Consider the following 26,699-nt stretch of genomic DNA (forward strand, 5'->3'; position numbering starts at 1 on the left):
AAGCAGTTCGCCAGGATGAAAAAAAAAGCCGCCTCCTTAGAGACGGCTCGTGTTGTATCGAATGAGAAATAACTGTGATTAGTTACAAGTCCCACCCAATGCTTTGATTGCATCCAAATCATCTCCGCAGTACTCCTGAGCGGGCTCACCGATTAAAGAACAATCCTCACATTTCTTGCAAGAGGTAAATGAAAATCCGAAAGCTACTACAGCAACTGCTAACAATACTTTTTTCATGATTCTAAAATTAAAAAGTTAGGTTTTGGTTTAATTGCCTACAATGGTACGGAATTTTTGCTAAAACACAAAAAGCCACCTCTGGGGAGAGGCGGCTTTCGAAATTTTAAGTCTGGGCGGGATTAGTTACAGTTGTAACCCAATAGCTCCATCGAAGTTTTGTAGTTGTCGCGCTGAGTTTTGTTACCATCACAAAACTCAGTACTTCCCAATATCGGGTGCGTGCACTCTACACATCTTTTACAAGAAGTGAAAGACAACCCAAAGGCCACTACAGCCGCTGCTAACATTACTTTTTTCATGATTCAAAGAATTAAAAAAGTTAGATTTTGGTTTAATTGGTCACAATGATAGAAAGTATTTCCTCATACTACAATACTTTCAGTCAAATAAGTTGATTTTGGCCGGCAAAACAGGGTGTTTTAACCATTTGTATACGGTAATTACCGCACTACCAGCCGCTTGGTTTCCATTTCACCCAAACCATTGCGAATCACGATTAAGTACATGCCGGCAGATAAGTTACTGGCATCCAGAAAGAACTTGTTCTCCCCAACAACCAAGCCGCCCTGATAGATGTCTTGTACCATGCGTCCATGCATGTCGGTGAGGAAGATGTGGGCATCAATGGTGGCCACGCTGTTGACACCAATGTATGTTATGGCAGATGCCGGATTGGGGAAAACTTCTGAGAAACCGGTTTTCATTTCGTTTTCAAGTACGCTCGTAATAGCCATCACCTTAAACGGGAAGTAGGCCTGAGGAGCAGGTATGGGCCGATTGATGGTTTTGCCGTTGTTTGCTTCAGCGTGTATGTAGTAATACACCGTGGTACCACCCGGCTGGGCAGGAATGGCTGCGCTCCAGATGTTTTCAGCAGGGTCTGTTAAATCAAGGAAAATTTCTTCATAGTCGTCTTCCAGGTCGGTCTTCCAAAAAACCGAAACCGAGGCTATTCCGCTTTTGTGTTTCACCATGGCGCTGAGGGCATAATCTTCTTCCGTTTCATCGGTGTCGCGCAGTCGTTGGTGGCTGATGAGCAGCGGCTCATTTACTCCGATTTCCTTTGTTATGCAGTGAATGGCGCCGCTCGCTGCAATAATGGGGTTGTTTCCATCGTCACAGTCAATCCCCACAATATTGTAACCCGGAAGCAGTTCTTCGATAATCCTGAATGCGGTTGTGTCGAACTCCTCGCGGTAAACAGGCATTACGTAGGTGTTATTGGTAAAGAAGCTGTTGGTATATGTTCGGTACCAAGCATTTCCAAAAATCCAACCGGGATAACCACCGCTTGCACTCGACGGCATGGGAATGCGGTGAACCCTGTAGGGCGTTCCCCACACAGAGTTGTAGTTACTCAGCACATATTCAATATTGGCGTTAATTTGCGGTCCGTCTGAAATGCCCTCAGGAAATTCACCTACAAGGAGGGTCTCTTCGTCCATGGGGCGGAAGTGCATATCAATGTGGTTGATGTTGTCATATTGCAAAGCTGTCATTTTGATATAGCGGTCAATACCCATAAAGTCAGCTTTGATTTCGTCAATCTGCTCTTCTGTGAGGCCGTTTCCAGAAGACCAAGGGTTTCCGGGTTCGTTTTCTTCAACCACAAGCTCAGAAGACCATGCAGTACCGCGGCCATCAACGTGGAAATTTCCTCCTGTGTTTACCAGATCATATGGGGGCAAAAGTGTGCGGATAAGGGGAATTCCTTTGTGTTCTGCTACACCAACCGGTGAGGCATCATCCAGGGGGCGAGGTCGGTTGTAGATCCAATCTACCATCATCAGCGAATCCACATCGTTGCCGTACACGGTATTTCCGCCATAGTCGCGAATCCACACACTGTTGTAGGGTACTTCCAGAAAGGTTACGTTCTCGAGATCGGGAAGAGGAGGACCACCCGCATTATTGGAAAGCAAATAGCTCTGAGCATTGGATACTGTTTCCTGATTGTTGCAAAGAATCAATATCTCAACATCGTTTTTTGAAGCAGCAACAATTTGCTTCAGGATGCGGGGATAACTGGCCCATGCAATCGTAAGACTCTGTAATTCCTCCCATTCGGCCATGGTTCGAACCGGAATAGTGGGTGGGTCGGTTATGTCGCGCGGACCGGCATTGAGGTTTTGAAGGTACTCACGCATCATTTCGCGCTCACCCGGGGCAAAGCCTTTGGGGAGTCCGCGATCCTGCGTAAAGGCAATTGTGGTCATTAGCAGACAAGCTGCGGCAAGGGTAATTTTTCTCATCATTCCTGTAGGTTTGGCGCAATATACGGGTTTAAAGGCATGGCTTCAAATCCGATATTACAACTTCATGGGATGCTAACAGAAATGAAAAGGAAGGGTGAGCACGGGAGATTTTTCCTTACACCTACTTGAGCTGAAACTTCATGGGTAGGTTGTAAATCACACTCACGGCTTCGCCGCTTTCGAGTTTTCCGGGGCTCCAGGCTGGCATCTGGCTCACCACGCGAAGGGCTTCTTCGTCAATGGTGGGGTGAACTCCTCTCAGGATTGTGGCGTCGCGAACCTCTCCGTTTTTCCAAATCACGAATGATACATAAACCATCCCTTGAATGGAGTCCAACCGGGCTGCTTCCGGATACTTCGTTTCGCTTCCCAGAAATTGAAAAAAGGCTTCTTCTCCTCCCGGAAAGGATGGCATTAGATGAACAATCGTGTATAGGCTATCGGAAGGGTTCTGCTCCACCGCCTCACTTGAGAAGGTCCTGGCCTGAGAAACCGATAAAGCAAGAATGACGATCAACGGGGCAGCGATAAGGTATCGCAACGGCTTTCGGGTTGGCTTGTTCTGCATCATGGCTATTCTGTTTTTGAGTTTGCTTTTATGGATGAAAGGAAGGGACAAGCGATGGATACTGCTACCCATACTGTTGGCAACGAGTGATTCTATGTAGGCGCCCTGACCAACCGTAATTTCTGTTTGGGCATCGGCAATGTGTTCCAGGTTAAGCAACAGCCTTGAACGCATTATCCACACAAATGGATTGATCCAGAAAAGGGCGCATATCAGTTCCCATATCAACGCATCAATAGAATGAAATTGCCGGACGTGTACTTTTTCGTGGGTGAGAATGATATGGCGCATTTCGTCACCAAGCTTTTCATCCAGAAACACCAGCCCAAAGAATGATGCATTAATGCCTTTGTTGTTTAAGACAACGCGGTATCCTTCGTTGGTTAATCGGCTGGACTTTAATGCAGGAATGATTGCTATAAATCCTAGTGCAAGTCGCATCAACAGGATCAATGTTACCAGGCCATAAGCTATAATCCACCCGTTGATGGATGACACAGCTTCTTGATTCTCATAAATTGCACCCAATTCAAGAACCGGCAACTGAATGGTAGGGAGCATGTGGGTATTGGTGATGGGTGCAAACTGCGGTGCAGCAAAAGACAGCAGCGCTATAACATGTATGGCCACCCTATTGGCCTGAAAAAAAGGTTGCTTACCTATCACAATGATGTAGAGTATGCAGCCGGCCGCCATAAGGAGGTTCGCTTGAAAGAATAGTTGAATGAGAGAGTCCATCGTAATTAGTGTTGGTTTTCATCCTGATTGATGCCATCAAGAATGCGCTGAATGTCCTTCAAACTGAGGTCGCGTTCTTTGGCAAAATAGGAGAGGAGATTCTCAAAACTTCCCCCGAAATATCCCGAGAGCAGTTTTCGCGTGGCAAAGTCACGGTATTTGCTGCGGCTGATAAGCGGATAATATTGGTGGCTTTTTCCAAAAGCTTGGTGACTCAGAAATGCCTTCTCCTCGAGAATGCGAACAATGGTAGATACCGTATTGTACGCCGGTTTAGGCTCCGGAAGCTTGGCAATGATATCGCGCACAAAGGCTTTCTCTAGCTCCCACACAATTTGCATGATTTGTTCCTCTGCTTTGGTAAGTTCTCTCATGACATCGATTTGTCACAAATGTAACTAAACATTTAGTTCAACAACTAAAAAAATAGTTTCAAAACGAGGAAAGGTCAAAAAATCAAAGCAAGCGGGTGATTGACAGAAGTTCCTCGCGCGGAATGTCATGACCACCTTCAAAACGGATAAGCTCAAACTGCAGTCCCCGTGATTGCAGCCTTTCACTTTGCTCCTGCAGTGCCAACTCTGAAATAAATTCATCTTCAGTGCCCACCACAATTTTTAGCCGCATGGTGTTGAGCTTTTGAACGTCGGTAAACCAGTTGATATCCTCAGGAAAGGAGCCGCTCCAAATAACGAGGTGGTCGGGTGGAATAGGGCTTTGACATGCCCAACGCACCAGTGTGGCAGCGCCTTGCGAGAATCCCAGGGCCACCTTTATCTGTGGCTTTTTGTTGAGTACAAATTCTTGCCAAACAGAATTGAGGTAGCGGTGGTTGTCGGCAATATCGGTGAGGCGATCTTCCTTTGTCATCCAGGATGCGCCCACCCTTCCACTGAAGCCCTGAAGGTAGAAACGGTGTGGGCCCTCTGGTGCACATACAGCATGTTCTGCTTCACCCAACACATCAAACTTTCGGATAAAATAGGGAGCCAATTGCCCGTAGCCGTGTAAGGCCATCCAGCAGTGCGTGGGAGCGATGTCGTTGGGTGTAAAGTGCGAAACCCTCAGATTACGTGGCGTTTCGAAGTGAGTGGTTTCAGGAGCCATGGTGCTCCAAAAGTAGGTGATTGGTTTGGATCTGTTCTATTGGCCCGATGCGCGGAGTTTTTCAAGCATTTCATGGTACACTTCGCGCTGTGCTGAAAAATGCATTTCCTTTCCGTAGTTACAAGTGTTGCGGGCATCGGTAATCAGCTTATCCACAAAGCGAATTCGCGCTTCAATCCAATCAATCATTTGCTGTAGTTCCTTTTTCGACATGGCCACGCTGATTAGCTGATTAATTCCTGGTAATGGCGGTATCGCTTAAGAATTTTGTCTACGTATTCCACCGGCTCCTCACAGCGGCAGTAGCCGTACCTTACCCACTCGCTGTCGCGAAATGGGTCTTTGGACTTATTCCGCAAGAAGTAATTCACGTGGTTGTGCCATATGCTTGAATCACCACCGTGCTGCTCTGTGAGGTTGCGGGCGTCAATCACATGGCCCAGACCTACGTTGTATGACGCCAGCACAAACTTTATGCGCTCCTCGTCGTCGGGAATCTCATTTTCCCAATAGGTGTTGAGCCACATGAGATATTGAATACCGGCTTTGATATGGGCTTCAATGGACGATGAACTGTCAACTCCGAATTGCGCCGCAGTTTGCGGCATAAGCTGCATCAGGCCAAATGCCCCGGCCCACGACCGGGCCCGCGGATTGAATTGTGATTCCTGGGCAATTTGTGCGGCAATCAGCCTCCAGTCCCACCCAACCAGGTAGCTGAATTTTTGAATCAGATCATCATATGGACTGATGCGACCGCCGCTCATGGATGCAAACTCGCTCTGGTAGCGGGCAGTTTGTGTTTTGGGGCTGTGGTAGTATTTATGCTTCAGGATGGCCATATGCGGACTGGTGCGCATCATATTGAGCCAGTTGTTGAGGGAGCGAACAAGCAGTCGGCTTTGCTTGCGGCAGGCCCAGGCAATTTTTTGCGGAAAGCTGATGGCCATGCTTACATCAATGTTGGGGTAGTATCCCTGATTGAGTTGGGCAATATGCTCGTCTGCAACGGTGAAGTCAATGGTTCCCTCGGAAACCATTCTTATCAGCCGCTCAGGGTCCACATCACCGGGAGCTTCCATAATGTTGAGCGAGGCCCCAATCTCATCACTAAGGCTTTGCAGACGTTTGTAGTACGAACTGTTTTGGTGCACAAACACATTTCTTCCGGCAAGTTCAAGGGGGCTTTTTAGTAGCTCTTCATCATGTCTGTTGGTGGGTTTTCGTTGCACCAATACTTGCTTGGAGTAGAGGTAAGGGTCTGTAAAGGCCAGCGTTTCGGAGCGCTCTCTGGTAACGGTGAGATTGCAAGCCAATAAATCCACAGAGCCGGAAAGCAGTTCTTCAAAAATGGTATTGACGTCCCTGGCAATTCTTATTTCCAGCTCAACTCCAATACTTGAAGCATAAGCACTCAGGAGTTCGTATTCAAACCCCATTGCTTCACCCCGATAGAGAAAATAGGAATGGCTGCTGCTCATGGTAAGCACTACTAATTTACCCCGCTGAATAATATCGTTGAGGTCTTGCAGCTCGGGTGCGTACCCGGCCTCTTGCCAGTAGGCTGTTATATCATCCCTGTCAGCAGGAGGTGAGCAAGCCAGAAAGAGCGCTAAAAACAGGTACCATACCTGTTTGCGATATGTAGGGCTATCCGTAAACATGTGCACAGGAATAGCATGCAACCTGCTTATACGTTTAAAACGCCCAGTAAGTTACCTCAACAAAAAAGGAGCTCTTTTCAGAACTCCTTTATCCATGTTTTGGTTCAGCGGCTAGCGCTTAACAAATTCGTCTGTGCTGCCGTCGTAGGTGATGTAGTAGGTGTTCCGGGAAAGGTTGGAAATGTCAATGGCTGATCCGAACCCACGCTTTACAATCTGACCGTAAATATTGTAAACCTCAAAAGATGTTTCGTTGCTAAACAGAATTTTCTGTGCCCTGCGATCGTAGTCGTAGGTTACGGCAGGTTTGTTGGAAATCATCGAAGCAGTTTCGGATACGCGATATCCTACATTGGGATTGTTTTGCACTACGCGGTATTCATTCTTTCCTGAAACGGTGGGCACCTTAAACTCGTAGGTGTTTTCGTTGGAAGTGCCTTTGCCGATTACCTCACCAACCTTCACCCATTTGTTCCACTTTTTCTGCTGTACGATGTAAGGGAGTGATCCTTGCTCATTGACGGTGGTCCAGCGAAGGATTTCGTCATCACCTATTGAGATATCCTTCACTTCAAAGGTAGGCATGGGCTGCAGTGCTCCGGGGTTAATCACCTTGGGCTGGCAGTCGTCGCGGTGCTTGATTTTCACCACTACGTCATCGCCCAGTTCAAAACCAAAAACACTCAGGTCAACCTCAAAGGCCTCTGAGTTTATTTCATCCGAAGTTACCTGTCCGTTTACCGTTACTTCGTAGGTGCAAAAACCTACACCAGAGCCGGATTTTCCGTTGAGAACATAGATGTTGCGGAGTTGGTACTGTCCTTCAATTACAATGACAGCAGCGTGGGTTGTTGCGGCCATCACAATCAAAGCCGCGCCAAGGAGTATTAGTTTTTTCATGTTGGTCAGCAGGTTTGCAAACTTTTGAATCGAGCCCAAAGATAATAAAGTACCACATAATATCCAGTTCTCTCGGTGTACTTATCTTTCGACAGCTCATTTTTGATCGAGAAATCGTGAGCTTGCCCGTTGTAATTCCGGAAAAAAGCGCTCAAAATGGGCACCGAGCTCTTCGTAGTGAACCTCCAGCAATTCTACCGCTATGTGCATGTTATTGGGGAACCTGCTACGCCTCGACATTCCGGCAAAAACCGTATTGAGCGCCTTCATGTCTCGGTAGTTAACCAACCAGTTGTGCGCCTTCATGTAATGATAGAACCTGCGGCTTTTTTCAGGCATTCGGGGCTCAAAGGTATCGAGCAGTCCATGGCAGTTGTGGGCAAAGTGCTCCAGTGCCTGCTCGTGAAACTGATTCCATTTCGCACCCAAAAAATGGTCGAAATATATGTCGAGCGCAACACCTGCGTACTTTCTTAACACCGGTCTGAGCAGCTTTCTGGCATTTTCGGTTTCAGGGTGGTGGTCGGTGAAGCCATCAATAAAATGGTGTAATTCAATGCCGCGACGTACACCGTGACTGAAGTGCATGCTTTCTTTACGGCGAATGCCATCGCCAATAAAGTTTCCACAGAGAATTTGCTGGTCGTTTCCCGACAGGTATATGTGCGCGAGGTAGTTCATGCAGGGCCATGCAGACAGCCACGAGGCCATTGATCACAATTTGATTCACGAAGGGCCGCTGTTTGCCTTATCTTTCGCAAAGATAAGACATGGCAAACAAGCGTAGTTTATATTGGGTCATGCAGCTGAGTGGCTGGTTAGTCTACATCCTGATTCTTGCGTTGTGGACAGTTCTCACCGGTCAGTTTGAGCTTCCTGTATTGAAGGTGTGGGCCACAGTATTCACAGTGGGTATTGTTACCAGTCACGGATTCCGGGCCATTGTTCTGGTTTTTCACTGGTTGCGGTTTCGCTTTTACCATGCTATCTGGCGATTGTTTTTGATGTCGGTTTTGCTCGGCTTTGCTGCAGCTTCATTGCATGCGGTGGTTTCAGACTTGTTTTTCCCCGAAATAAAACGGCTTGTGGCTTGGCCCTTCTTTGACCTCGTACAACTTACGCTGGCCTATGCACCGCAGCTTTTCATTTGGTCGTTGCTTTATTTTGCTTGGAACTATCTGCGAAACTACGAAAGAGAAGAAGTGAAGAATCTGCGGCTGGAAGCCAGCAAGCGCGAAATCGAGCTGAGCAACCTCAAATCACAGCTCAACCCGCACTTTATGTTCAATGCCATGAACAGCATTCGCGCGCTTATTGATGAAAATCCCGAACTTGCCAAGAAATCGCTGACACAACTTTCGGCTATTCTGCGCAATACATTGATGGTAGGGAAACAGCCTTTGGTTCCTCTTGAAAACGAACTGCGGGTGGTAAGAAATTACCTCGACCTTGAGCGTATTCGCTATGAAGAGCGCCTGGAAGTGAGCTTTGATATTGATGATAGCCTGTTTAACGTTCTGATTCCGCCCTTGATGTTGCAAACCCTTGTAGAAAACGCTGTAAAGCACGGTATTTCTCAATTAGTTAAAGGCGGGCAGATTAAACTTGCTGCCCGCCAACAGGGCGATGGTTTTTATATCAGTGTGAGCAATACCGGTGTTTTAAATAGTACAGAGTCGGCCGATACCGGAATTGGACTGGCCAATACGCGCAAGCGACTCGCCTTACTTTTTGGCGATGATGCCAGGTTCCAAATTCAGCAATCCGCAGATGGGGTAGAAGCCAGAATTGAATTTTTCAATCGAAAAACAATACATCCTTATGAAAACATTGATCATTGATGATGAGCGTCTTGCCCGTAAAGAGCTTATGAGCTTACTGACCAAACATCCCGAAATAGAGGTGGTGGGCGAGTGCCAGAATGCAGACGAAGCCACCGATATGATTGATAAGCTCCAACCTGATTTGATCTTCCTCGACATCCAAATGCCGGGTAAATCGGGATTTGATTTACTCAACGATCTGGAATACGTTCCGCGGGTCATTTTTGTGACCGCTTATGACGAGTTTGCCCTCAAGGCCTTTGAGGTGAATGCGCTGGATTACCTGATGAAACCGGTAGAACCGCAGCGTCTTGGTTTGGCTATCGAAAAAGTACTGAACGATTTGGAAGAAGCCGAAACACCACCCAATCAGCCCACTGTGCGAGATGGTGTGCTTCGATCTTCAGACCAGATTTTTTTGAAAGACGGCGAAAAATGCTGGTTTGTAACCCTGGGAGATGTGCGCCTATTCGAATCTGAAGGTAACTATGTAAGGGTGTATTTCAATCAATTTAAACCCCTGATCCTGAAATCTCTCAATAATCTTGAGAAAAGACTTGACGGCCGTGACTTTTTTCGGGTAAACCGCCGCCACATGGTCAATTTACGGTGGATTGAAAAAGTAGAGCCCTGGTTTAATGGAGGCTTACAACTTACGCTTCAAAGTGGCGACAAGGTTGAAGTCTCACGTCGGCAAACCTCCCGATTCAAGGAGCTCATGAGTTTGTAACAACTTGGTGTTAATTTCTGCCCAATGTAAAATTCGTTTGTCTGTAACGGACATAGGTTGGTCTAATCAAGTGGGCTTTCTGCCGAAAAGCACTTTACATGAACAACCAATTTTCGGACATTGACGTACAATTGGTCAAACGCACAGCTATGGAGATTTTGTACAGAGAGCCGACTAATGTTACCCCGCTCATCAGTTTTAATCCTGAGTCCGGAGACTTCATTATTCAAGGAAGAAGCATTCCTGAAAACGCGGAGATGTTTTACTCATCTATCCTGGGCTGGCTCGATTGCCTTTGTCAGGACCCACCCTTAAAAATTGTCCTCACAGTTGAGCTCGAATTTCTCAACATTGCCTCCTCCAAAAGACTCCTCTTTGTATTGTATCGACTCCTTGAAGCTCGATCCAAAGGTTGCCGTGTGATGGTGCGATGGTGCTACGACCGACGCGATGAAGACATGCTGGAGGTAGGAAAAGACTACTCCCAAATGGTGTCCGATATTCCTTTCGAATTTTTGGTGTACGACGCCATTCAGCTCCATCCCAACCGAAAAGTGAGCTGATTTTCTCCTTTCACGTCATTTTTTTTCAGGTTACCCGAGTACTTTATTGCATAGACCTGCTTTGGGTTGAAACACCTATTTTTGCCCGAAATTTACCGGCTTATGAACAAAATTAATCTCGGGCTCAACGTAGTGCTGCTCCTTGCGGTGGCTTACCTCTTTTTCCGATCTGCACCCGATACACCGCAGGAAACCGATGCGGCAGACGCAGAAGCAATTAAAACGCTTGCAGTAGATACCCTTCTTCAACCCGATGACGGTTTGCCTGTTGCCAAAGGGGCACGTATCGTGTTTGTAAATGCCGAAACCCTCAATGAGGAGTACCAGTTTATTGTGGATAAGTACGAAGAGCTTGAGAAAGAGCAGATGCGCATCGAAAAGCAAATAGAGCGCAAAATGAGGGCCGCCGAAGAACGTTACCTGGAGCTCGAAAGTCAGGCGCCCACCATGACACAATCTCAATTGGAGCAGGCTCAAATCGAACTTCAGGGACTGCAGCAGGACATTGCCCAGTTTCAGGAGCGAGCTGCCAGCGATTTTCGCAAAAAAGAAGCCCGCGCACAGGAGCAGTTCTTTAAAAACATCCGCGAGTACCTGAAGGATCTGAACGAAGATGGCCGGTACGATTACATTCTTACCTATCAGGTAGGGGGGCAATTGTTGCTTGCCAACGAGGGGCTTGATATCACACGTGATGTAGTGGATGGTCTCAATGAGGCCTACAGCAAGAAGAAAGCGTCCAAAGAGTAAAGCCTGCAATGGTCATTGCCGATCAGAAAAAACGCGAGAATATTGCTGAGTACATATTGTACATGTGGCAATTGGAAGATTTGTTGCGTTCCATTGAGCTTAATCCGGATGCGGTGGGAGCCATTGCAGAACAGTTTGATTCGTACGGCGATGCCGTGGTGGATGCCGCTGCAGACTGGTACCGCAATATGATTCGGCAAATGAAGTCCGAAAAGATTGAGCAAGCCGGGCACCTGCGCGAAGTACAGGATATTGTGATAGAGCTGTTCTACCTTCACAATACCTTGCTTAACATCTCCAAAGACAAAACCTACCAGCAGCTTTATGCCGACGCAGCAACTCACCTGCAGGAGCTGCGAAAACGAAGTGGGCGCGTTTCCAACGAGGTGGAAATGATGTTCAATGCACTTTATGGGCTGTGGCTTCTGCGCTTACAAAAAGCGCAGATTGCCGAAGAAACAGAAACGGCCATGGCCAGTATCAGTAAGCTCACAGCCTTCCTTGCGGCCAAATACAAGCAGATGAAGTCCGGCGAAATGGATTTCTCACACAATTGAACCACAGCTCTGGCGTTGCTGTTGCTAACGTATGCATCCCATTGAACGACTCATAACAGAGGGCGAACACCAACAGCTCGACTTTAAATTTCAGGTGAATGATGCGCGAAAAATTGCGCGTTCCATGGTGAGCTTCGCCAATACCGACGGCGGCAGACTCCTCATAGGTGTAAAAGACAACGGTAAAATTTCCGGTATTTCATCAGAGGAAGAAATCTACATGATTGAAACCGCATCGCACCTCTACACCGATCCAGAGGTGGCATTTACACCCGTAATCTGGGATATCGAAGATAAAACGGTGCTTGAAGTGATCATCGCGCCATCAATGCTTCGTCCACACAAAGTAAAGGAGTCAGATGGCTCGTTCAAAGCTTATTACCGCGATGGAGACAGGGTGCTCGAAGCGAATGGTGTGATGGAGCGTTTGTGGAAAATGGACAAAAAGCGAAAAGGTGAAAAACTTGCCTTTTCAAAACCTGTTCAGAAGCTGCTCGACCGCATGAGGCGCAAAGGTCCTGTGGGTTTTGGTTTTGTGCGTCAGGTACTTCGGTTAAGCCCTGCCGAAACAGAGCAACTACTTGCGAGCCTTATACAGTGGGAAGTGATAGAGATGAAGCCTGGCGAGCGAGGGTACAGGTTTCAGTTATTGCCAGGAGCTGATCAGGAGCTGGATTAACTTTTTAGAGGAACCCAAATCTCAACGGCATCACCCACGTGTACCTTACCGGGTTTTTCCACCCAGCCAACCAATCCCCGGCCATTCGCCGCAGCCTTCGAAAACGCAACCTGGAGTTTTTTTTGCAATGCTTTTTCGGCTGCTGCGTGTGGATGATGACAGGGTTTGTTCTCTCCGTACACTACCAGCACAGGGCCGGCTAATTCTCCGTGAAAAAATTTCAGCAACGACAGCGACGGGAGTTGAGTCAGCTTCTCAACCCCTTCAATCAACAAATTGGCTCCGGCCCATTCGGGTAGCATTTTTTCAAGGCCCATTCGTTTGGCAATGTCATCCAGCTCTTCCACGCTCAATGCCGACCATTGCCTATTGTTTCTGATAGCTGTACCTTTTGGATAAAGTTTCTTTTCGCGGCTGCCGCTTGGGCGCGATATTCCGGCGTGTCTGTCGCCAGGAATGCCTTCTATTTCAAAGGTAAGTTCAGAAAACGGCGCTGTGATGAATTCCTCGGGCTTGGTTGTTGTGTAGAGTCCACGAACTATTCCGTTTTGAGGCAACTTTTCCCAATCCATATCATTGATTTATCAACGCCTTGCGCACACGCATGGTTTTTTCCATGATGCCACGCAGTTTATCCAATTGCAGCATAGTGTGCGGATCGCTCTGGGCTTCGGCCGGGTTGGGGTGTGTTTCAATGAAAAACCCATCGGCACCGGTGGCAACGGCACTCAGGGCAATGGTTTCGATCATTTCAGGGTCACCACCGGTAACACCGTGGGTTGTATTGGGTTTTTGCACCGAATGGGTACAATCCATCACAACCGGAACCCCGTGCTGTTTAAGCCTTGCGATGGCCGTGGCATCTACAATCAAATCGTGGTAGCCGAAACTGAACCCACGCTCACAAAGCCATACATTCTTGTTACCCGTAGATTGAACTTTCTCTACTGCGAATTTCATGGCCTCGGGCGACACAAACTGACCTTTTTTCACATTTACACCCTTGCCTGTGCGGCCGGCTGCCAACAATAGTTCGGTTTGCCGGCACAGAAAAGCCGGGATTTGAAGGTGATCAACATATTCGGCTGCCATGGCTGCCTCGTGGCTCTCATGAATATCAGTAATGGTAGGAACACCTAGTTCTTTTCCGATTTGCTGGATGTAACTGAGCGCTTCCACATCGCCGATTCCGGTAAAACTGTCCAGTCTAGAGCGGTTGGCCTTGCGGTAGCTGGCCTTAAAAATGTAATCAATGTCCAAATCGCTGCAGATGGCTTTTACTGATTGCGCGATGTGCAGCGCGGTATCGGGATTTTCCATGGCACACGGCCCGGATATGAGAAAGAAACGAGTCATCTTATTGAAAATCGGTGTTTTGGCGCGCTTTATCACCCAGGTATCCGCTGTGGTGCCGCTTGGCGTATTCCTCTCGGGTAAAGCCAATCTTTTCCATCAGCAACACAATGAGAATGTCGCCAACAACCGTCATCACCGTGGTAGAAGTAGTAGGAGTGAGGCCGAGCGGACAAATTTCCTGAGGGTCTCCCGTGTACAATAAATGATGCGCATGTTCGGCAAGCGGAGATTCCTGCTGACCACTTAAGGCAATAATATTGATTTCGGGGTACAGGTTGCGGGTAAGTTGCACTAACTCCAGAATTTCGCGGGTTTTGCCCGAGTTCGAAATCAGCAACATCACATCGTTGGGTTGAAGCACACCCAAATCTCCGTGCTGTGCCTCACTAGGGTGGAGAAAGATGGCCGGAGTGCCGGTTGAGCTCAGGGTAGTGGCAATGTTGATGCCTATCTGCCCGGCTTTTCCGATTCCGGAGATGACCACTTTTCCTGAACGTTCATGTACCTGCTTGTGGATGAGATCCACCACACCAGCAATAGAACCGTCAACCGGAATGTTCTGAATAGCCGCTACTTCGCGGGCAATAAGTTGCTTTATTTTATCTTGAAGCATTGCAGCAATCTGGGAGGCCAAATGTACGAAACCCGCGCGCAATTGCACGTGGACTTACTTCAGCACACACACAATGCGAACTTCAATGTCGTTGCCCACCGAGAAATTGCTCTGATCCAAACCTACATTGTAATCGCGACGCTTTATAGATAGCTTTCCTTCCAGTTTGTTGCCATCGGCTGTAAAGGGAAGGCTCACTTCACGGGTTACATCCTTGATGGTAAGCTTTCCGTGAGCTACAAATCCTTCGTTCTTTTGTTCAACACGCTTGGATTCGAACCGCATCTCAGGATACACTTCAACATGAAAAAAGTCTGAAGAGCGAAGGTGATCATCGCGCTCTTCGATACCGCTTTCAATGGTTTTCACTTTAGCCCGTACATCAAACTGGGCCTTGTTCGGCTCGGATGGATTGAATTGCACAGAGCCCTTCCATCCGGTGATGGTTCCTGTAACGGTACGCACCCAGAAATTCTTGGCAGTGAACTCGATGTAAGATTTATCAGGGTAGAAACCCTGGGCAGATGTTGTTGGAACAACCATCAGCAAGCCCGAGGCAGCAAAGATGGAAAGAAGCAGGTTTTTCATGTACGCAAAGGTACGATTAGTGCGGCAGCTTCTCGCGAAGTGCTCCGTAAAGCATGGTACCTGCAACGGCACTAACAATGGCCACCAGCATTACTGTGTAACCATATCCCACGTGGGCGTAGAGCGGTCCCGGGCATGAGCCGGTCATGGCCCATCCCATCCCGAAAAGGGCTCCACCAACGAGATAACGGGTGATTGACATGTCTTTTGGTGCCAATGATATGGCTTCGCCATCCATAGACTTCATGCCCAGTTTTTTAATGACCTGCACCACGATTGCCCCCAGAATTACTGCTGAGCCAATGATGCCGTACATGTGAAAGGATTGAAAACGAAACATTTCCTGAATGCGATACCAAGAAATCACTTCAGATTTGGTGAGTATAAGGCCGAACAACGTTCCGGCAACGAGAAACTTTATGATGTTGAGCATAGCTGTTGAATATTAAAGTTGAAGTAAAAATGGAAACAAGATGTGGGTCATGAGTAGCCCTCCGATGAAGAAGCCAACTACGGCAATCAGCGAGGGGAGCTGCAGGTTTGAAAGTCCCATAATTGCGTGCCCTGAGGTGCAACCGCCGGCCCATCGCGTTCCGAATCCGATGAGAAAACCACCCACTACGAGAAATACGAGCGAGCGCACAGTAAACAGTTGCTCCCACGAGAAAATTTCGGTAGGCACCAAATCGTGGCCAGGGGCTGAAATACCCATTTCACTCAAGTCCTGAAGGGTTTGAGGAGCTACCTCAAGGGGTTGACCATCAGAAAGAAGATTGCCCCCGATAAACCCACCGAGAAAAATTCCCGCCACGAACATGATGTTCCACATTTGCTCGCGCCAGTTCATATCAAAGAAGGGGATGTATTTACCTGCTCCAGTCATGGCGCAGGCTGTTCGGAAGGAAGAAGAAACCCCGAGCTGCTTGCCGAACCACAGCATCAGGAACATTACAAAAACAATGAGCGGCCCGGCCACATACCAAGGCCAGGGTTGAGAAATCCATTCAATCATGTTGAGACAGGTTTGTAGTTTTTAGTGGTGCAAAGTAACGAAGGCGTATTCTTATTCTCCGCAACATGGGTTACATACCAACTCAAAACAAAGGGAGGGTGTAGGAGAGATATGGAGTTTAACATTTTTTTTGCAGTTCTGAGACCCACACCGGGCGCTGCTCTGTTATTTTGGAGTCATGATTCACCAATTACGTATCCCCTTTACTTGCGCGCTTATCTTTTTAATGGCTTTCGGTAGCATTCATGATGGCTTGGCCCAAAAGAGCAAAAATGAATGGAAACTGGCCAAAGAGGGTAATGGCATTCAGGTGTACACCATGCGCGATGAAGGAGCAAGGGTCAAAAGGTTCAGGGTGGTGGCGCAGTTAAATTATGAACCTTCGATGATTGCTGATATTCTCAGTGATGTGGAGCGCTATACCCAATGGCAGGAAGACTGCACCGAAGCCAAGGTTGTGAAACGCGATGGAGCCAATATTGTGGTGGGCCGGTATGTGAGTTCAACACCATTCCCATTTAGCGACCGCGACGTGGTGATTCGTTCTACACGTAAATCGGATCCGGATGGCACCATCGTTTTTAAGCTTGAAAGCACCCCTGAACTTTATCCCGAAAACAAGAAGATGGTGCGCATCAGGGAAGCCGGTGGTCATTGGCTGCTTTCTCCCAGGCCCGACGGATTCACGGATGTGGAATACGAGTTTTTTGCAGATCCCGGAGGAAACCTTCCCGGGTGGCTGGTAAACGCCTTTATCGTAAATGGCCCGCACAAAACGATGAAGAATCTGAAAGCGTTGCTCTCTGAGGAGGGTTAGAGGAAACTCTTCTACAGATTTTAATCACAACGGATTACCCGAAAACAAAAGCCCCGCTGGGGAGCGGGGCTTTTGTTTCGTAAGGGTTTCTTCAAACCCAAACTCAAACCAACTAATCCTTACTATGAAAACGTTTCAAATATCGGGGCTTTTCGTGAAAAATCACCGCGGAGTGCTTTGAAGTATGAACCAAATTAGCGATTCCTCTTGGAGTTTGAAACTGAATGTACGGGGTGTAAGTGATTGCCAATACTATGGATTTTTGGCTGCCATTTAGAATTCATAAACGCCGCAACTATCTTTTTATTAGCGCTTTGTTTTGTTGTGTTTGCGGTTGAGAGACTGTTTTTAGATCGTTTTGCAACTAAACGACAATCTACAAAACCTAAGCACCATTGTGACCCTTATTTCAGAGCGCAACATTGAATTCCTCAGATTACTTTTTTACCAGGCGCATGGTTGCGGTTCCGTTTGCGCTTTCGAATCTCACAACATACAATCCTGCATTTCCTTTAATATTCAACATGTGCTGAGATTCTTGAATTTGACCGGACTCCACCATTTGTCCGATTCCGTTGTACACCTCAAGTTGAAGTGGCAAGTCGTTGGGAGATGTACGGATGTAAAAATTGCCATCCGAAGGATTGGGAAACACCGTCACAAACAAATCGTTACTCTGCTGTTGCAACGAGGTTACAAAGGTGTTGGGTGCTCCGGGTGTACCTCCCGCCTCCGGGCGTGCAAACCAGTTTTCTGCCAAGGTGTTGTCGAGCAACGGGTCAATCAGCTCCAAGGTAGGTCCCAGTCCATTGGGTGTAGTAGGCCAGGGAGGATTTACTCCATAAAACACATGGTCTATCAGCTCCATGTTGTCATTGTAAAGCCTCAACAACTCTCCGTTACTACTGAAGCCAAAGTCAAACGGCCCATGCACATTACCCACGTTTGGATGGTGCATCAGAAATGCCACAGGATCTTCGGCAAGAATCAGAAACTCGCCTGGAGCCAGCCATGCACCCGGTCCAAACACATACTGGTTGTTGTCGTTGTCATCGCGAAACTCCCAGTTCTCCAAAAGTACCGGAGCTTGCCCGGCATTGGTCAGCTCTACCCAATCTTCCGTATCGAGAAAGGGGGCAGACTTGTAATTAATTTCGTTGATGACGATTTGCGTGGGAATGGCATTACTCGGCTCGAACAAGGCGGTAAAGGTGGAATCGCTCTGCATCCAAACTTCAATGTGATGCGTTTCCAATCCGGATTCCACCCATTCTACAAACTGGTAGCCCGTGTTGGGGACAGCGGTGAGGTTCACAGGCACTCCTTTAAAATAATAGCCGCTCCATGGGTTTTCGTCGGTAAAGATGGTGTTCACTTTAATAGTTCCGGCACCGTCTGGTTCCACATTAAGGGTGATGACGTGTTCGGATTCAACGTGATCCCATTTATTCATGATATGCTGACGGCACCAGTGCGCACGCGGGGCATTCCAGTTTTCGAGAATTTGCACTGCGTTGTTCCAAACTGAAAGGTTGTAGCCCCATCGTTCAATTTGCTTGTCAATTTCCTGACCGTATAGTTCTTTAAAATACTCAATCTGATCCTGCACTCTGTCGGTTCTGAGCCAGCTATTGAGTAAGTCGGCGTGACGGGTGATGAAGTATTCCACAAAACCGGGATTGTCTTTGAGGTTATTCATCATATAGGTACTGTTTTGAATACCCCAGTGGGGTGGCCAACCGCCCCATGTCATGGCCATGTGAAGCGCGTCAAAATTGGGGTTTCCGTGGTCATTGTTCGGATAACATCCCATGCCGTATTCGGTATCCCAAAGTATCCATTTCCATTTGGTTTCAGGCATGTTGCGCGGCCTGTAGTATTTAATGTTGTTGGAAAGCCAGTCGCGGTTGGCCGTCCATATTTCAGTAACCATGTAATCCACATAATTGCGAATATCAATCCAGTCTTCAATCACGGCATAGTGTTCTTCATCGGCCATGTCGTTTTGCATCAGGTAGTCGCGCATGGCGTCGTAGTCTTCCCAGTCGCCGGCTTTTTGGTCGCGCGAATCGGGAGTGGTGGCCACTCTTTCCAGAAAATCTACATCCGTAAAACCGTAGTTGCTTTCAATAAACCAGCGATCCTGACGCTCACGAAGATTGTACATCCCCCAGTATTCGCCGTTTAGATACACGTTTACAGGCTTGAAAGCAGCGTAAATGTTGTCGTCGTCAATCTCCGAAAAAATCTTGTGGGCCATCACATCCCTGAAATGCGTTCGGGCCAGTTGCTGTCCGTCATTTGCTCCGTTGCGAAGAACCAAACGCTTAAACCAATGAACATCCTTCATCGGAAAGATCTGGTGATCTATTTGGTTGTAGCCGTAATTGGAGCGGGCATACAACCGAAGGCTCTGCTGGGGACGGGTATCCGGAGAGTGTATCTTGATTCCACCATCGATTTCCCACTCCAGCGTTCCGTCGTTGGTGAAGTATTCAATGTGAATGGGCTTCTCAAGACCTGAAAAACGGTTGTCATAGATTCCTGAGCTACCCCAGATGTGATGGTCGTCTGTGACAAGCGATATGATATCCAACGAAAAGTCGTCCTCGGCTATAAAAGTGTTGGTGGCCACCGCACTGGGTAAGTAGTCTTCCTTAAAAGCCCGTGCACGAAGCATGGTGGTTTCACTGATTTCAACAGGCCCTGCGTACAATGTGCTGCTGTCGGTAGGGGTGCTGCCGTCCAATGTGTAACGAACTTCAGCACCCGGATAAAACACACCTATGCTCACAAATACAGGATCTGTAATCAAGGCTTCATTGTGCGAAAACTCAGGCATGGGCAGGTACCCGAAAAGCCCAGGCGTGTCGTTTGGCGCGAGGGGAGTAGGCTCAGGAAAGAAGTTCCAGCCAACACCGTCGAGGGTTCTTCCGTAAGTTACATCGCTGATTTGCTGATCAAAAGCTATTCCGTCAATCAGCATCACATCGTCGGGAGTGTAAATACCGAAATACTCTCCACTGCCCGAAAGGCTGAAGGTTACGTGATTCGCTCCCTGCTCGGGCTGATTGTCGCACCAGAGGAGCAAAAAATCACCCGGCTCAATTACAAACTGCCCGGGTGTATCCTCTATAAGTTGGTGCTTGGTGGGATTGTTGGGGTTGTCGGAGACGTATGCTCCGTTCAGGTCCACAGGTTCGTCGCCGTAATTGAAAATTTCAACCCAGTCGTCGTATTCTCCAAACTCATCCGCAATGGTTTCGTTGTTGATGGCGGCAATTTCGTTGACCCATAAATCCCACTCCTGAGATGCTGCCTGAGAGCGCATTAGCCATAGCATAGCACTGTCAGGCTCTTCGTAGTGTTTTTGGCCAAGCACCGGACTTAGCCACAAAACGGTAAGTGAAAGCAGAAATAGCCTCATCAATTTAATGTTGGTTCGGTATTATTCACGTTTGAAAACGGCTAAGGTTGCCAGTTTACGCGTATTAAATTACCACAGCAAATAGTTGATCATTTACTGCCTGCCTCACTTTTCGAAAAGTGCCACCGCCTCAACATGCGAAGTGTGAGGAAACTGGTCAACAAGTGTAAGCTTCTTGAGCTGATATCCTGCTTCAGTCAATCGCTCACAGTCTCGGGCCTGTGTGGCGGGGTTACACGATATATACACCATGCGGTGGGCACCGAGTCGGATGACCTTCTCGAGCGTTTTGGGGGCGATGCCTGCGCGGGGAGGATCCATCATCACCAGCGCAATATTGTGTTGCAAATGGGGGTGGGCGTAGAGGAATTTCCCCACATCACCGGTGTGAAAATCCACATTGGTGAGTTGGTTCCGTATTGCGTTGTCGCGTGCGTCTTCCACCGCCGACCCGACAATCTCTACTCCTGTAATGGTTCTTTCCGGTAATTTTTGAGCCAGTAGCTGGGTGATGGTGCCGGTGCCACAAAATAAATCGAGCATGGCCTCTCCGCGCAAACCCGGAGCCATGGCGTAGTCGATGGCCTTGGCATAAAGCAACTCGGCGCAGCGCGGGTTGGGTTGAAAAAAACTTTGTACTCCAATTTTGAATTGCAAACCATTAAGTTGTTCAGTAACGTGATCGGCACCGTATAGAAGCCGGATATGTTTGGCCTCGAGCGAAGAGCGGTCGCCTGTTTGGTCGTTGATGCCATGAAACACGGAGGTAAGTCGTTCACCAAAGCAACTCCGGCATTTCTCAACAAAACCATTAGCGTTGAAATGCTTGTCGGGATCTTCGTGGGTAATGAGGTGAAGCATCAGGGTGTTTTCCGCAAAGCTCTTCCGAACAATCAAGTTCTTAAAAAAGCCCTCCCGTTTGCGCGGGTTCCACGCCGCAAGCCCGGTAGATTCAAGGTACCCGCGTATTTCAGAAAGCTTTGTTTCAACCTGTGCGTCAAAAAGCCCTGAGTCACGATTGAGGTTTTCAACTGCCCACCATGAGCCCCTTTTTTTAAAACCGAGCGAAAAAGCATCGGTTTCGGTATCTGTTTCCCGCTGGTATTGAATGGAGCTGAATGAGTACTCCATCTTGTTGCGGTAGTGCCAGGTAAGTGGAGATTCTATCCACTTGTCGTACAAATCGCGAACATTCTTCACCTTTCCAATGCGCTCATAAAGCCCAAATGCGGCTTCTTCTTTCAGATTTCGCTGATTGTCAACCGGCAGACGGGCATAGGGCGCGCCCGGAATTTCCTGAAAAGGTATTTCAACTTCGTGGGCTGAGCGCTCAAGCACCTTTACCAATTTACACTCTGCGTAACGTTTTTTGGCTTTCACCACACGCGCTTCCACGTGCTGACCCGGTAGCGCATTTTGCACAAATACAACCAGGTCGCCATCATCAGTGGGTATTCGGCCAATGCCTTTTCCTCCAAACGCGTAGTCTTGCACGCGAAGCTGAATGAGTTTTCCGGGGCGAAGTTTTTCCATGGCGCCAAAGGTAGAATTGCCACAGGGTTTTTCACTGCATCGGCCCCCGATTAAGCATTCAAATTGCTACTTTTGCCTTTGGGTGATTTCTCCCCCGGTAGCCGCAGTTTTGGGTTGCGGTCAAAAGAAGGAAAGGATAGGCTTTCTCCGCGATGAAGGTCATTGTTCTAACCCTTTAAATTCCAAGAGTCATGGAAACAACAACACAAATGTCGGCCGCTACTGCAGCGGCCATCGAGCGCGAAAATAAACACGGAGCCCACAATTACCACCCATTACCTGTAGTACTTGAGCGCGGGGAGGGTGTATATGTGTGGGATGTGGACGGAAAGAAATACTTTGATTTTCTCTCTGCGTACTCCGCAGTGAATCAAGGTCATTGCCACCCTCACATCATTGGAGCTTTAAAGACGCAGGCCGAAAAACTCACCCTTACCTCACGGGCTTTTCACAGCGACGCTTTGGGCGAGTACGAGGAGTTTGTAACAAACTATTTTGGATTCGACAAGGTGTTGCCCATGAACACAGGAGCCGAGGCTGTTGAGACAGCCATTAAGCTATGCCGCAAATGGGCTTATGAGCGCAAAGGAGTGGCATCCGATAAGGCCAAAATTATTGTATGCGACCAGAATTTTCACGGTAGAACCACTACCATCATTTCATTCTCCAACGATGAGGATGCCCGCAGAAATTTTGGCCCTTACACACCCGGTTTTATCCGCATTCCATACAACAACCTGAAAGCGCTTGAGCAGGCTTTGGAGGACAAGGACGTGGCTGGATTTCTGGTGGAGCCAATTCAGGGCGAAGCCGGTGTAATGGTGCCAGACGCCGATTTTCTCCCAAAAGCAGCGGCCATGTGTCGCGAGCGAAACGTGCTCTTTATCGCCGACGAGGTGCAAACAGGTATTGCCCGAACCGGAAGTTTGCTGGCCGTTTGTGGCAATTGCAATTGCGAAAATGCTTGTGAGCGAGGCAATAGCTACACGCGACCGGATGTTTTGATTCTGGGTAAAGCGCTCTCCGGAGGAGTATATCCGGTTTCGGCGGTGCTGGCAAACAATGAGGTGATGGATGTAATCAAACCCGGGCAGCACGGTTCTACATTTGGTGGAAATCCGCTGGCAGCTCGCGTGGCTGTTGCAGCCCTGGAGGTAGTGAGCAACGAAAAACTCGCTCAGCACGCCCGCAGAATGGGTAATATTTTCCGCACAGAAATGGAGAAGTTTATTACCGATTCTAAAACCGTAGTGAAGGTGAGGGGCAAGGGTCTGCTGAATGCCATTGTCATCAACGATTCGCCCGAGGGCAAAATGGCTTGGGAGATTTGCCTCAAATTGCGCGACAACGGTTTACTGGCCAAGCCAACCCACGGTAACATCATCCGTTTTGCGCCACCGCTGGTGATGACCGAGGAGCAGTTAATGGAATGTATTGACATCATCAAGCGCTCCATCAACCAATACGAAGCAAGCCGCGGCTAGGCGTGTTGCTTACATTTGCTTTTATCTTTGCCCGCGTAGCCAATCAAAGGTGCGCGGGTTTTTTCTGCGACCACCCGAAAAGATAAACACAACCAAATGACCACAGCTGCAATTATTACGCTCATCATCATTGGGTTGGCAATTGGGCTTTTCGTTTGGGAAAAATTCTCCGCTGATCTTGTAGCCCTGCTCGCCATGGTGGCTCTCGTCTTTACAGGCGTGCTCACCCCCGAAGAAGGCATTGCTGGTTTTGCCAATCCCGCCACCATTACCGTGGCTTTCATGTTTGTAATCAGTGCGGCTCTGCTTAAAACCGGTGCTATGCAGGTGGTTGCGCTGCGGCTCGCTGCAGTGTTCAAGACCAACTTTAACCTGGGCATGTTTTTAATGTTGCTTCTAATCGCCGTTACATCTGCGTTTATCAATAACACGCCGGTGGTTGCGGTATTTCTCCCGGTGGTTATTAAAATTGCCCACAGTTCGGGTAAAGCGGCTAGTAAAATGCTTATTCCCTTGTCATATGCCTCCATTCTGGGAGGTGTGTGCACACTGATAGGAACTTCTACCAACCTGCTTGTGAACGGTATGGCGGTTCAGCGAGGCTTGCCGGCCATAGGCATGTTTGAGTTTACGCTGATGGGACTGGTTTTTCTCGTTGCCGGATTGTTGTACATCATGTTTGCTGGAATTCGCGTGCTTCCCACACGAAAGCTCAACGAATCTCTTCAGGAGCGATACGAATTGCGTAAGTATCTCTCAGAAATAGAGTTGCTACCCGAATCACCCTGGGTGGGACATCGTATTATGGACAGCGAGCTTGCGCGAGATGTGGGCCTGGACATCATCGAGGTGAGGCGGGGAGAAGAGGTATTTCCGATGCCACCCGGTGATTTTGTGCTGCGTAGCTACGACAAACTCAAGGTACGTTGTGACGTGGAGAAGCTTAAAACCTTGAAAGACCGTGAGCGAATTTCCATGAATACCAGTGTAAAATTAGGAGATAATGACCTGATGGGCGCGCAATCCTCGCTGGTAGAGCTTGTGGTAACGGTAGAGTCGGAATTTGTAAATAAGACATTGAAGGAGGTTGATTTCCGGCGAAGTTTCCGCGCTATTCCTATCGGGATTCGCCATCGTGAAGCACTTATGCACGATCATTTGTACGACGTTATTCTTCAACCCGGAGACATTATTCTGGCCGAAGTTAAAACCCACTACGTAGAGGAGTTGCGGAAAATGGAGCAACATTCGCCATCGCCTTTTATACTTCTTTCGGAAGACAAGGTGCGCGATTTTGATCAGGCAGGTTTCCGCAAGGTGCTCGCGATAGTTGCTGCCATGGTAGGGCTGGTATCATTTGGTGTGCTGTCTATTTTGCCGGCCTCGGTGGCAGCTGTGGTGCTTTTGGTGCTTATTGGCCAGCTTAATATGAAAGAGCTCTATCAGGCCATTAACTGGAAGATTGTGTTTTTGATGGCCGGCACCCTGAGTTTCGGAGCAGCCATGCATAAATCCGGTTTGGATGTGGTGGTCGCAGGCGGTATTACTACACATGTTGGTATGTGGGGACCTATTGCCGTGCTTTCGGCGCTGTATCTCATAACCTCACTTTTTACCGAAATTATGTCGAATACGGCCGCCGCGGCCTTGATGACTCCCATTGCCATTTCAGCCGCACTGGGCTTGGATGTGAGTGTGATGCCGTTTCTTATCGCGGTAATGTTTGCCGCGTCGGCTAGCTTTATGACCCCCATTGGTTACCAGACCAATACCATGGTTTACGGCACCGGCCATTATCGGTTCGCCGATTTCCTGCGAATAGGTGCTCCGTTGAATTTACTGTTGTGGATTCTGGCCACCCTGTTGATTCCGGTACTCTTCCCATTTTAGGAGCACAAAAAAAACCGGAGTTCTGCTGAACCCCGGCTTTTGAATCCGTTTAATTGCGAAGATTAGCGCTGCTCAATCGGCTTGTACTGACGATCTACTGAACCGTTGTATATCTGGCGGGGACGTCCTATCGGCTCGCCGCGTTCAATCATTTCTTTCCACTGGGCAATCCATCCGGGTAAACGTCCGATGGCAAACATTACGGTAAACATTTCGGTGGGGATACCAATGGCGCGGTAGATGATACCTGAGTAGAAATCTACGTTGGGGTACAGTTGACGATCTACAAAGTACTCGTCTTTCAGTGCGTGCTCTTCTAGTTTCTTGGCAATTTCCAGTACCGGGTCGGAGATGCCCAATTTGTTCAATACGTCGTCGCAGGCTTTTTTGATGATGCGAGCCCGCGGGTCGAAGTTTTTGTACACGCGGTGTCCGAAGCCCATCAGTCGGAAGCTGTCGTTCTTGTCTTTGGCTCGATCAATCCAGCGGTCAATATTTCCGCCGTCGGCCTTAATCATTTCGAGCATTTCGATTACCGCCTGGTTGGCACCTCCGTGGAGCGGGCCCCAGAGTGCTGCAACCCCTGCAGAAATAGAAGAGTAGAGGTTTGCCTGCGATGATCCCACAATTCGAACAGTGGACGTAGAGCAGTTTTGTTCGTGATCGGCGTGCAGAATCAGAAGTTTGTTCATGGCGTCGGCCACCACGGGATCTACCTCGTAATCGAAGGTAGGCATGGCAAACATCATGTTCAGGAAGTTTTCGGTGTAGCCCAACGAATTTTTTGGGTAAATGGTGGGCTGCCCCAAAGAGCTTTTGTATGCCTGGGCCGCCAGTGTGGGTATTTTGGCAATCAGGCGGTGCATGGTGAGGTCAATAGCCTCTACCGAGCGATTGGGGTTTTGCGCCTCGGGGTAGTAGGTTGAGAGCGATGCCAACATAGCTGATAGAACACCCATGGGGTGTGCGCCGGTGGGGAATGCCTCAAAAATGCGCCGAAGGTCTTCGTGAACCAGGGTGTGATGCGTTATACTGTTCTCAAAGAACTCCATTTGCTCCTTGTTCGGAAGATCACCGTAAATCAAAAGGTAGGCTACTTCCAGAAAAGATGCTTTTTCGGCGAGTTGCTCGATGGGATAGCCGCGATAATGTAGGATTCCTTTTTCACCATCCAGGAAGGTGATTTTGCTCACGGTGGCACCTGTGTTCTTGTATCCTGAATCCAGGGTAATGTACCCGGTAGTGGCTCTTAACTTACTGATATCAATGGCCTTTTCTTTTTCAGTTCCCTCTACAATGGGTAGCTCGTATGTTTGGCCATCCAGAATTAATTTCGCGGTTTCGCTCATGGATAAATATGATTTTTATGGGTGATTATTAAGGCGCCGCAAGATAGCAAATCTTT

The 26,699-nt window shown here is 48.2% G+C and carries 25 protein-coding genes; 9 read left to right on the forward strand and 16 right to left on the reverse strand.

The features are described from left to right. Window positions 1–680: 680 nt before the first annotated feature. The 7 genes from EA392_11065 to EA392_11095 form a co-directional block, all read right to left on the reverse strand. Window positions 681–2,495, reverse strand: a complete 1,815-nt coding sequence (locus EA392_11065) for a T9SS C-terminal target domain-containing protein (GenBank protein ID TVR38099.1) — start codon at window positions 2,493–2,495, stop codon at window positions 681–683. A gap of 121 nt (window positions 2,496–2,616) precedes the next feature. After that, complete coding sequence (locus EA392_11070; GenBank protein TVR38100.1) at window positions 2,617–3,801, reverse strand: TonB family protein; 1,185 nt, start codon at window positions 3,799–3,801, stop codon at window positions 2,617–2,619. A 5-nt stretch (window positions 3,802–3,806) separates the two neighbouring features. Next, window positions 3,807–4,175: a BlaI/MecI/CopY family transcriptional regulator gene (locus EA392_11075; protein TVR38101.1), complete on the reverse strand. Its 369-nt coding sequence runs from the start codon at window positions 4,173–4,175 to the stop codon at window positions 3,807–3,809. An 82-nt stretch (window positions 4,176–4,257) separates the two neighbouring features. Continuing rightward, window positions 4,258–4,908: a hypothetical protein gene (locus EA392_11080; GenBank protein TVR38102.1), complete on the reverse strand. Its 651-nt coding sequence runs from the start codon at window positions 4,906–4,908 to the stop codon at window positions 4,258–4,260. Window positions 4,909–5,132: 224 nt separating this feature from the next. After that, window positions 5,133–6,572 (reverse strand): lytic transglycosylase F, encoded by a 1,440-nt coding sequence (locus EA392_11085; GenBank protein ID TVR38103.1) that lies wholly within the window; start codon window positions 6,570–6,572, stop codon window positions 5,133–5,135. A gap of 111 nt (window positions 6,573–6,683) precedes the next feature. After that, window positions 6,684–7,511, reverse strand: coding sequence for a hypothetical protein (locus EA392_11090; GenBank protein TVR38104.1), 828 nt, complete (start codon window positions 7,509–7,511; stop codon window positions 6,684–6,686). Between the two features lie 57 nt (window positions 7,512–7,568). After that, window positions 7,569–8,183: a DUF479 domain-containing protein gene (locus EA392_11095; protein TVR38105.1), complete on the reverse strand. Its 615-nt coding sequence runs from the start codon at window positions 8,181–8,183 to the stop codon at window positions 7,569–7,571. 59 nt (window positions 8,184–8,242) lie between these two features. Between EA392_11095 and EA392_11100 the strand changes: the two genes are divergently transcribed. The 6 genes from EA392_11100 (at window position 8,243) to EA392_11125 (ending at window position 12,574) form a co-directional block, all read left to right on the forward strand. Then, a complete protein-coding gene (locus EA392_11100; protein TVR38106.1) occupies window positions 8,243–9,313 on the forward strand; it encodes a hypothetical protein in 1,071 nt (356 codons plus the stop codon). Further along, complete coding sequence (locus tag EA392_11105; GenBank protein ID TVR38107.1) at window positions 9,294–10,025, forward strand: response regulator; 732 nt, start codon at window positions 9,294–9,296, stop codon at window positions 10,023–10,025. The genes EA392_11100 and EA392_11105 overlap by 20 nt, the downstream gene beginning before the upstream one ends. A 98-nt stretch (window positions 10,026–10,123) precedes the next feature. Next, window positions 10,124–10,588 (forward strand): DUF1987 domain-containing protein, encoded by a 465-nt coding sequence (locus EA392_11110; protein TVR38108.1) that lies wholly within the window; start codon window positions 10,124–10,126, stop codon window positions 10,586–10,588. A gap of 81 nt (window positions 10,589–10,669) precedes the next feature. Next, entirely contained in the window at window positions 10,670–11,338 is a 669-nt protein-coding gene (locus EA392_11115) for an OmpH family outer membrane protein (GenBank protein TVR38109.1), read from the forward strand. Between the two features lie 8 nt (window positions 11,339–11,346). After that, a complete protein-coding gene (locus EA392_11120; protein TVR38110.1) occupies window positions 11,347–11,895 on the forward strand; it encodes a DUF4924 family protein in 549 nt (182 codons plus the stop codon). A 31-nt stretch (window positions 11,896–11,926) separates the two neighbouring features. After that, window positions 11,927–12,574 (forward strand): ATP-binding protein, encoded by a 648-nt coding sequence (locus tag EA392_11125; protein TVR38111.1) that lies wholly within the window; start codon window positions 11,927–11,929, stop codon window positions 12,572–12,574. Here the strand turns inward: EA392_11125 and EA392_11130 are convergent. The 6 genes from EA392_11130 to EA392_11155 are packed head-to-tail and all read right to left on the reverse strand — an operon-like array spanning window position 12,571 to window position 16,143. Then, window positions 12,571–13,146, reverse strand: coding sequence for an MOSC domain-containing protein (locus tag EA392_11130; protein ID TVR38112.1), 576 nt, complete (start codon window positions 13,144–13,146; stop codon window positions 12,571–12,573). The genes EA392_11125 and EA392_11130 overlap by 4 nt on opposite strands. A gap of 1 nt (window position 13,147) precedes the next feature. Beyond that, the gene (locus EA392_11135; GenBank protein TVR38113.1) at window positions 13,148–13,930 is read right to left on the reverse strand and encodes a 3-deoxy-8-phosphooctulonate synthase; all 783 of its coding nucleotides are present in this window, start codon (window positions 13,928–13,930) and stop codon (window positions 13,148–13,150) included. 1 nt (window position 13,931) lies between these two features. After that, window positions 13,932–14,543 carry an SIS domain-containing protein gene (locus EA392_11140; protein TVR38114.1) on the reverse strand — a complete coding sequence of 204 codons (612 nt, stop codon included), beginning with the start codon at window positions 14,541–14,543 and terminating at the stop codon, window positions 13,932–13,934. 54 nt (window positions 14,544–14,597) lie between these two features. Beyond that, the gene (locus EA392_11145) at window positions 14,598–15,131 is read right to left on the reverse strand and encodes a polyisoprenoid-binding protein (GenBank protein ID TVR38115.1); all 534 of its coding nucleotides are present in this window, start codon (window positions 15,129–15,131) and stop codon (window positions 14,598–14,600) included. Between the two features lie 16 nt (window positions 15,132–15,147). Further along, window positions 15,148–15,564, reverse strand: coding sequence for a YeeE/YedE family protein (locus tag EA392_11150; protein ID TVR38116.1), 417 nt, complete (start codon window positions 15,562–15,564; stop codon window positions 15,148–15,150). A 12-nt stretch (window positions 15,565–15,576) separates the two neighbouring features. After that, window positions 15,577–16,143, reverse strand: a complete 567-nt coding sequence (locus EA392_11155; GenBank protein TVR38117.1) for a YeeE/YedE family protein — start codon at window positions 16,141–16,143, stop codon at window positions 15,577–15,579. Window positions 16,144–16,321: 178 nt separating this feature from the next. On the opposite strand from EA392_11155, the gene EA392_11160 reads away from it, so the two are divergent. Continuing rightward, window positions 16,322–16,960, forward strand: a complete 639-nt coding sequence (locus tag EA392_11160) for a hypothetical protein (GenBank protein TVR38118.1) — start codon at window positions 16,322–16,324, stop codon at window positions 16,958–16,960. Window positions 16,961–17,396: 436 nt separating this feature from the next. Here EA392_11160 and EA392_11165 read toward each other — a convergent pair whose 3' ends face one another. Both EA392_11165 and rlmD read right to left on the reverse strand, forming a co-directional pair. Continuing rightward, window positions 17,397–20,387, reverse strand: coding sequence for a T9SS C-terminal target domain-containing protein (locus EA392_11165; protein ID TVR38119.1), 2,991 nt, complete (start codon window positions 20,385–20,387; stop codon window positions 17,397–17,399). A gap of 105 nt (window positions 20,388–20,492) precedes the next feature. Next, window positions 20,493–21,920: a 23S rRNA (uracil(1939)-C(5))-methyltransferase RlmD gene (rlmD, locus tag EA392_11170; GenBank protein TVR38120.1), complete on the reverse strand. Its 1,428-nt coding sequence runs from the start codon at window positions 21,918–21,920 to the stop codon at window positions 20,493–20,495. A gap of 209 nt (window positions 21,921–22,129) precedes the next feature. On the opposite strand from rlmD, the gene rocD reads away from it, so the two are divergent. Both rocD and EA392_11180 read left to right on the forward strand, forming a co-directional pair. Further along, window positions 22,130–23,404: an ornithine--oxo-acid transaminase gene (rocD, locus tag EA392_11175; protein ID TVR38126.1), complete on the forward strand. Its 1,275-nt coding sequence runs from the start codon at window positions 22,130–22,132 to the stop codon at window positions 23,402–23,404. A 96-nt stretch (window positions 23,405–23,500) separates the two neighbouring features. After that, a complete protein-coding gene (locus EA392_11180; protein ID TVR38121.1) occupies window positions 23,501–25,294 on the forward strand; it encodes an SLC13 family permease in 1,794 nt (597 codons plus the stop codon). A gap of 62 nt (window positions 25,295–25,356) precedes the next feature. Here the strand turns inward: EA392_11180 and EA392_11185 are convergent, their stop codons facing one another. Beyond that, window positions 25,357–26,643 (reverse strand): citrate synthase, encoded by a 1,287-nt coding sequence (locus EA392_11185; GenBank protein ID TVR38122.1) that lies wholly within the window; start codon window positions 26,641–26,643, stop codon window positions 25,357–25,359. Window positions 26,644–26,699: the final 56 nt, after the last annotated feature.

The sequence above is a fragment of the Cryomorphaceae bacterium genome, from assembly GCA_007695365.1.
Taxonomy (GTDB): Bacteria; Bacteroidota; Bacteroidia; order Flavobacteriales_D; family SKUL01; genus SKUL01.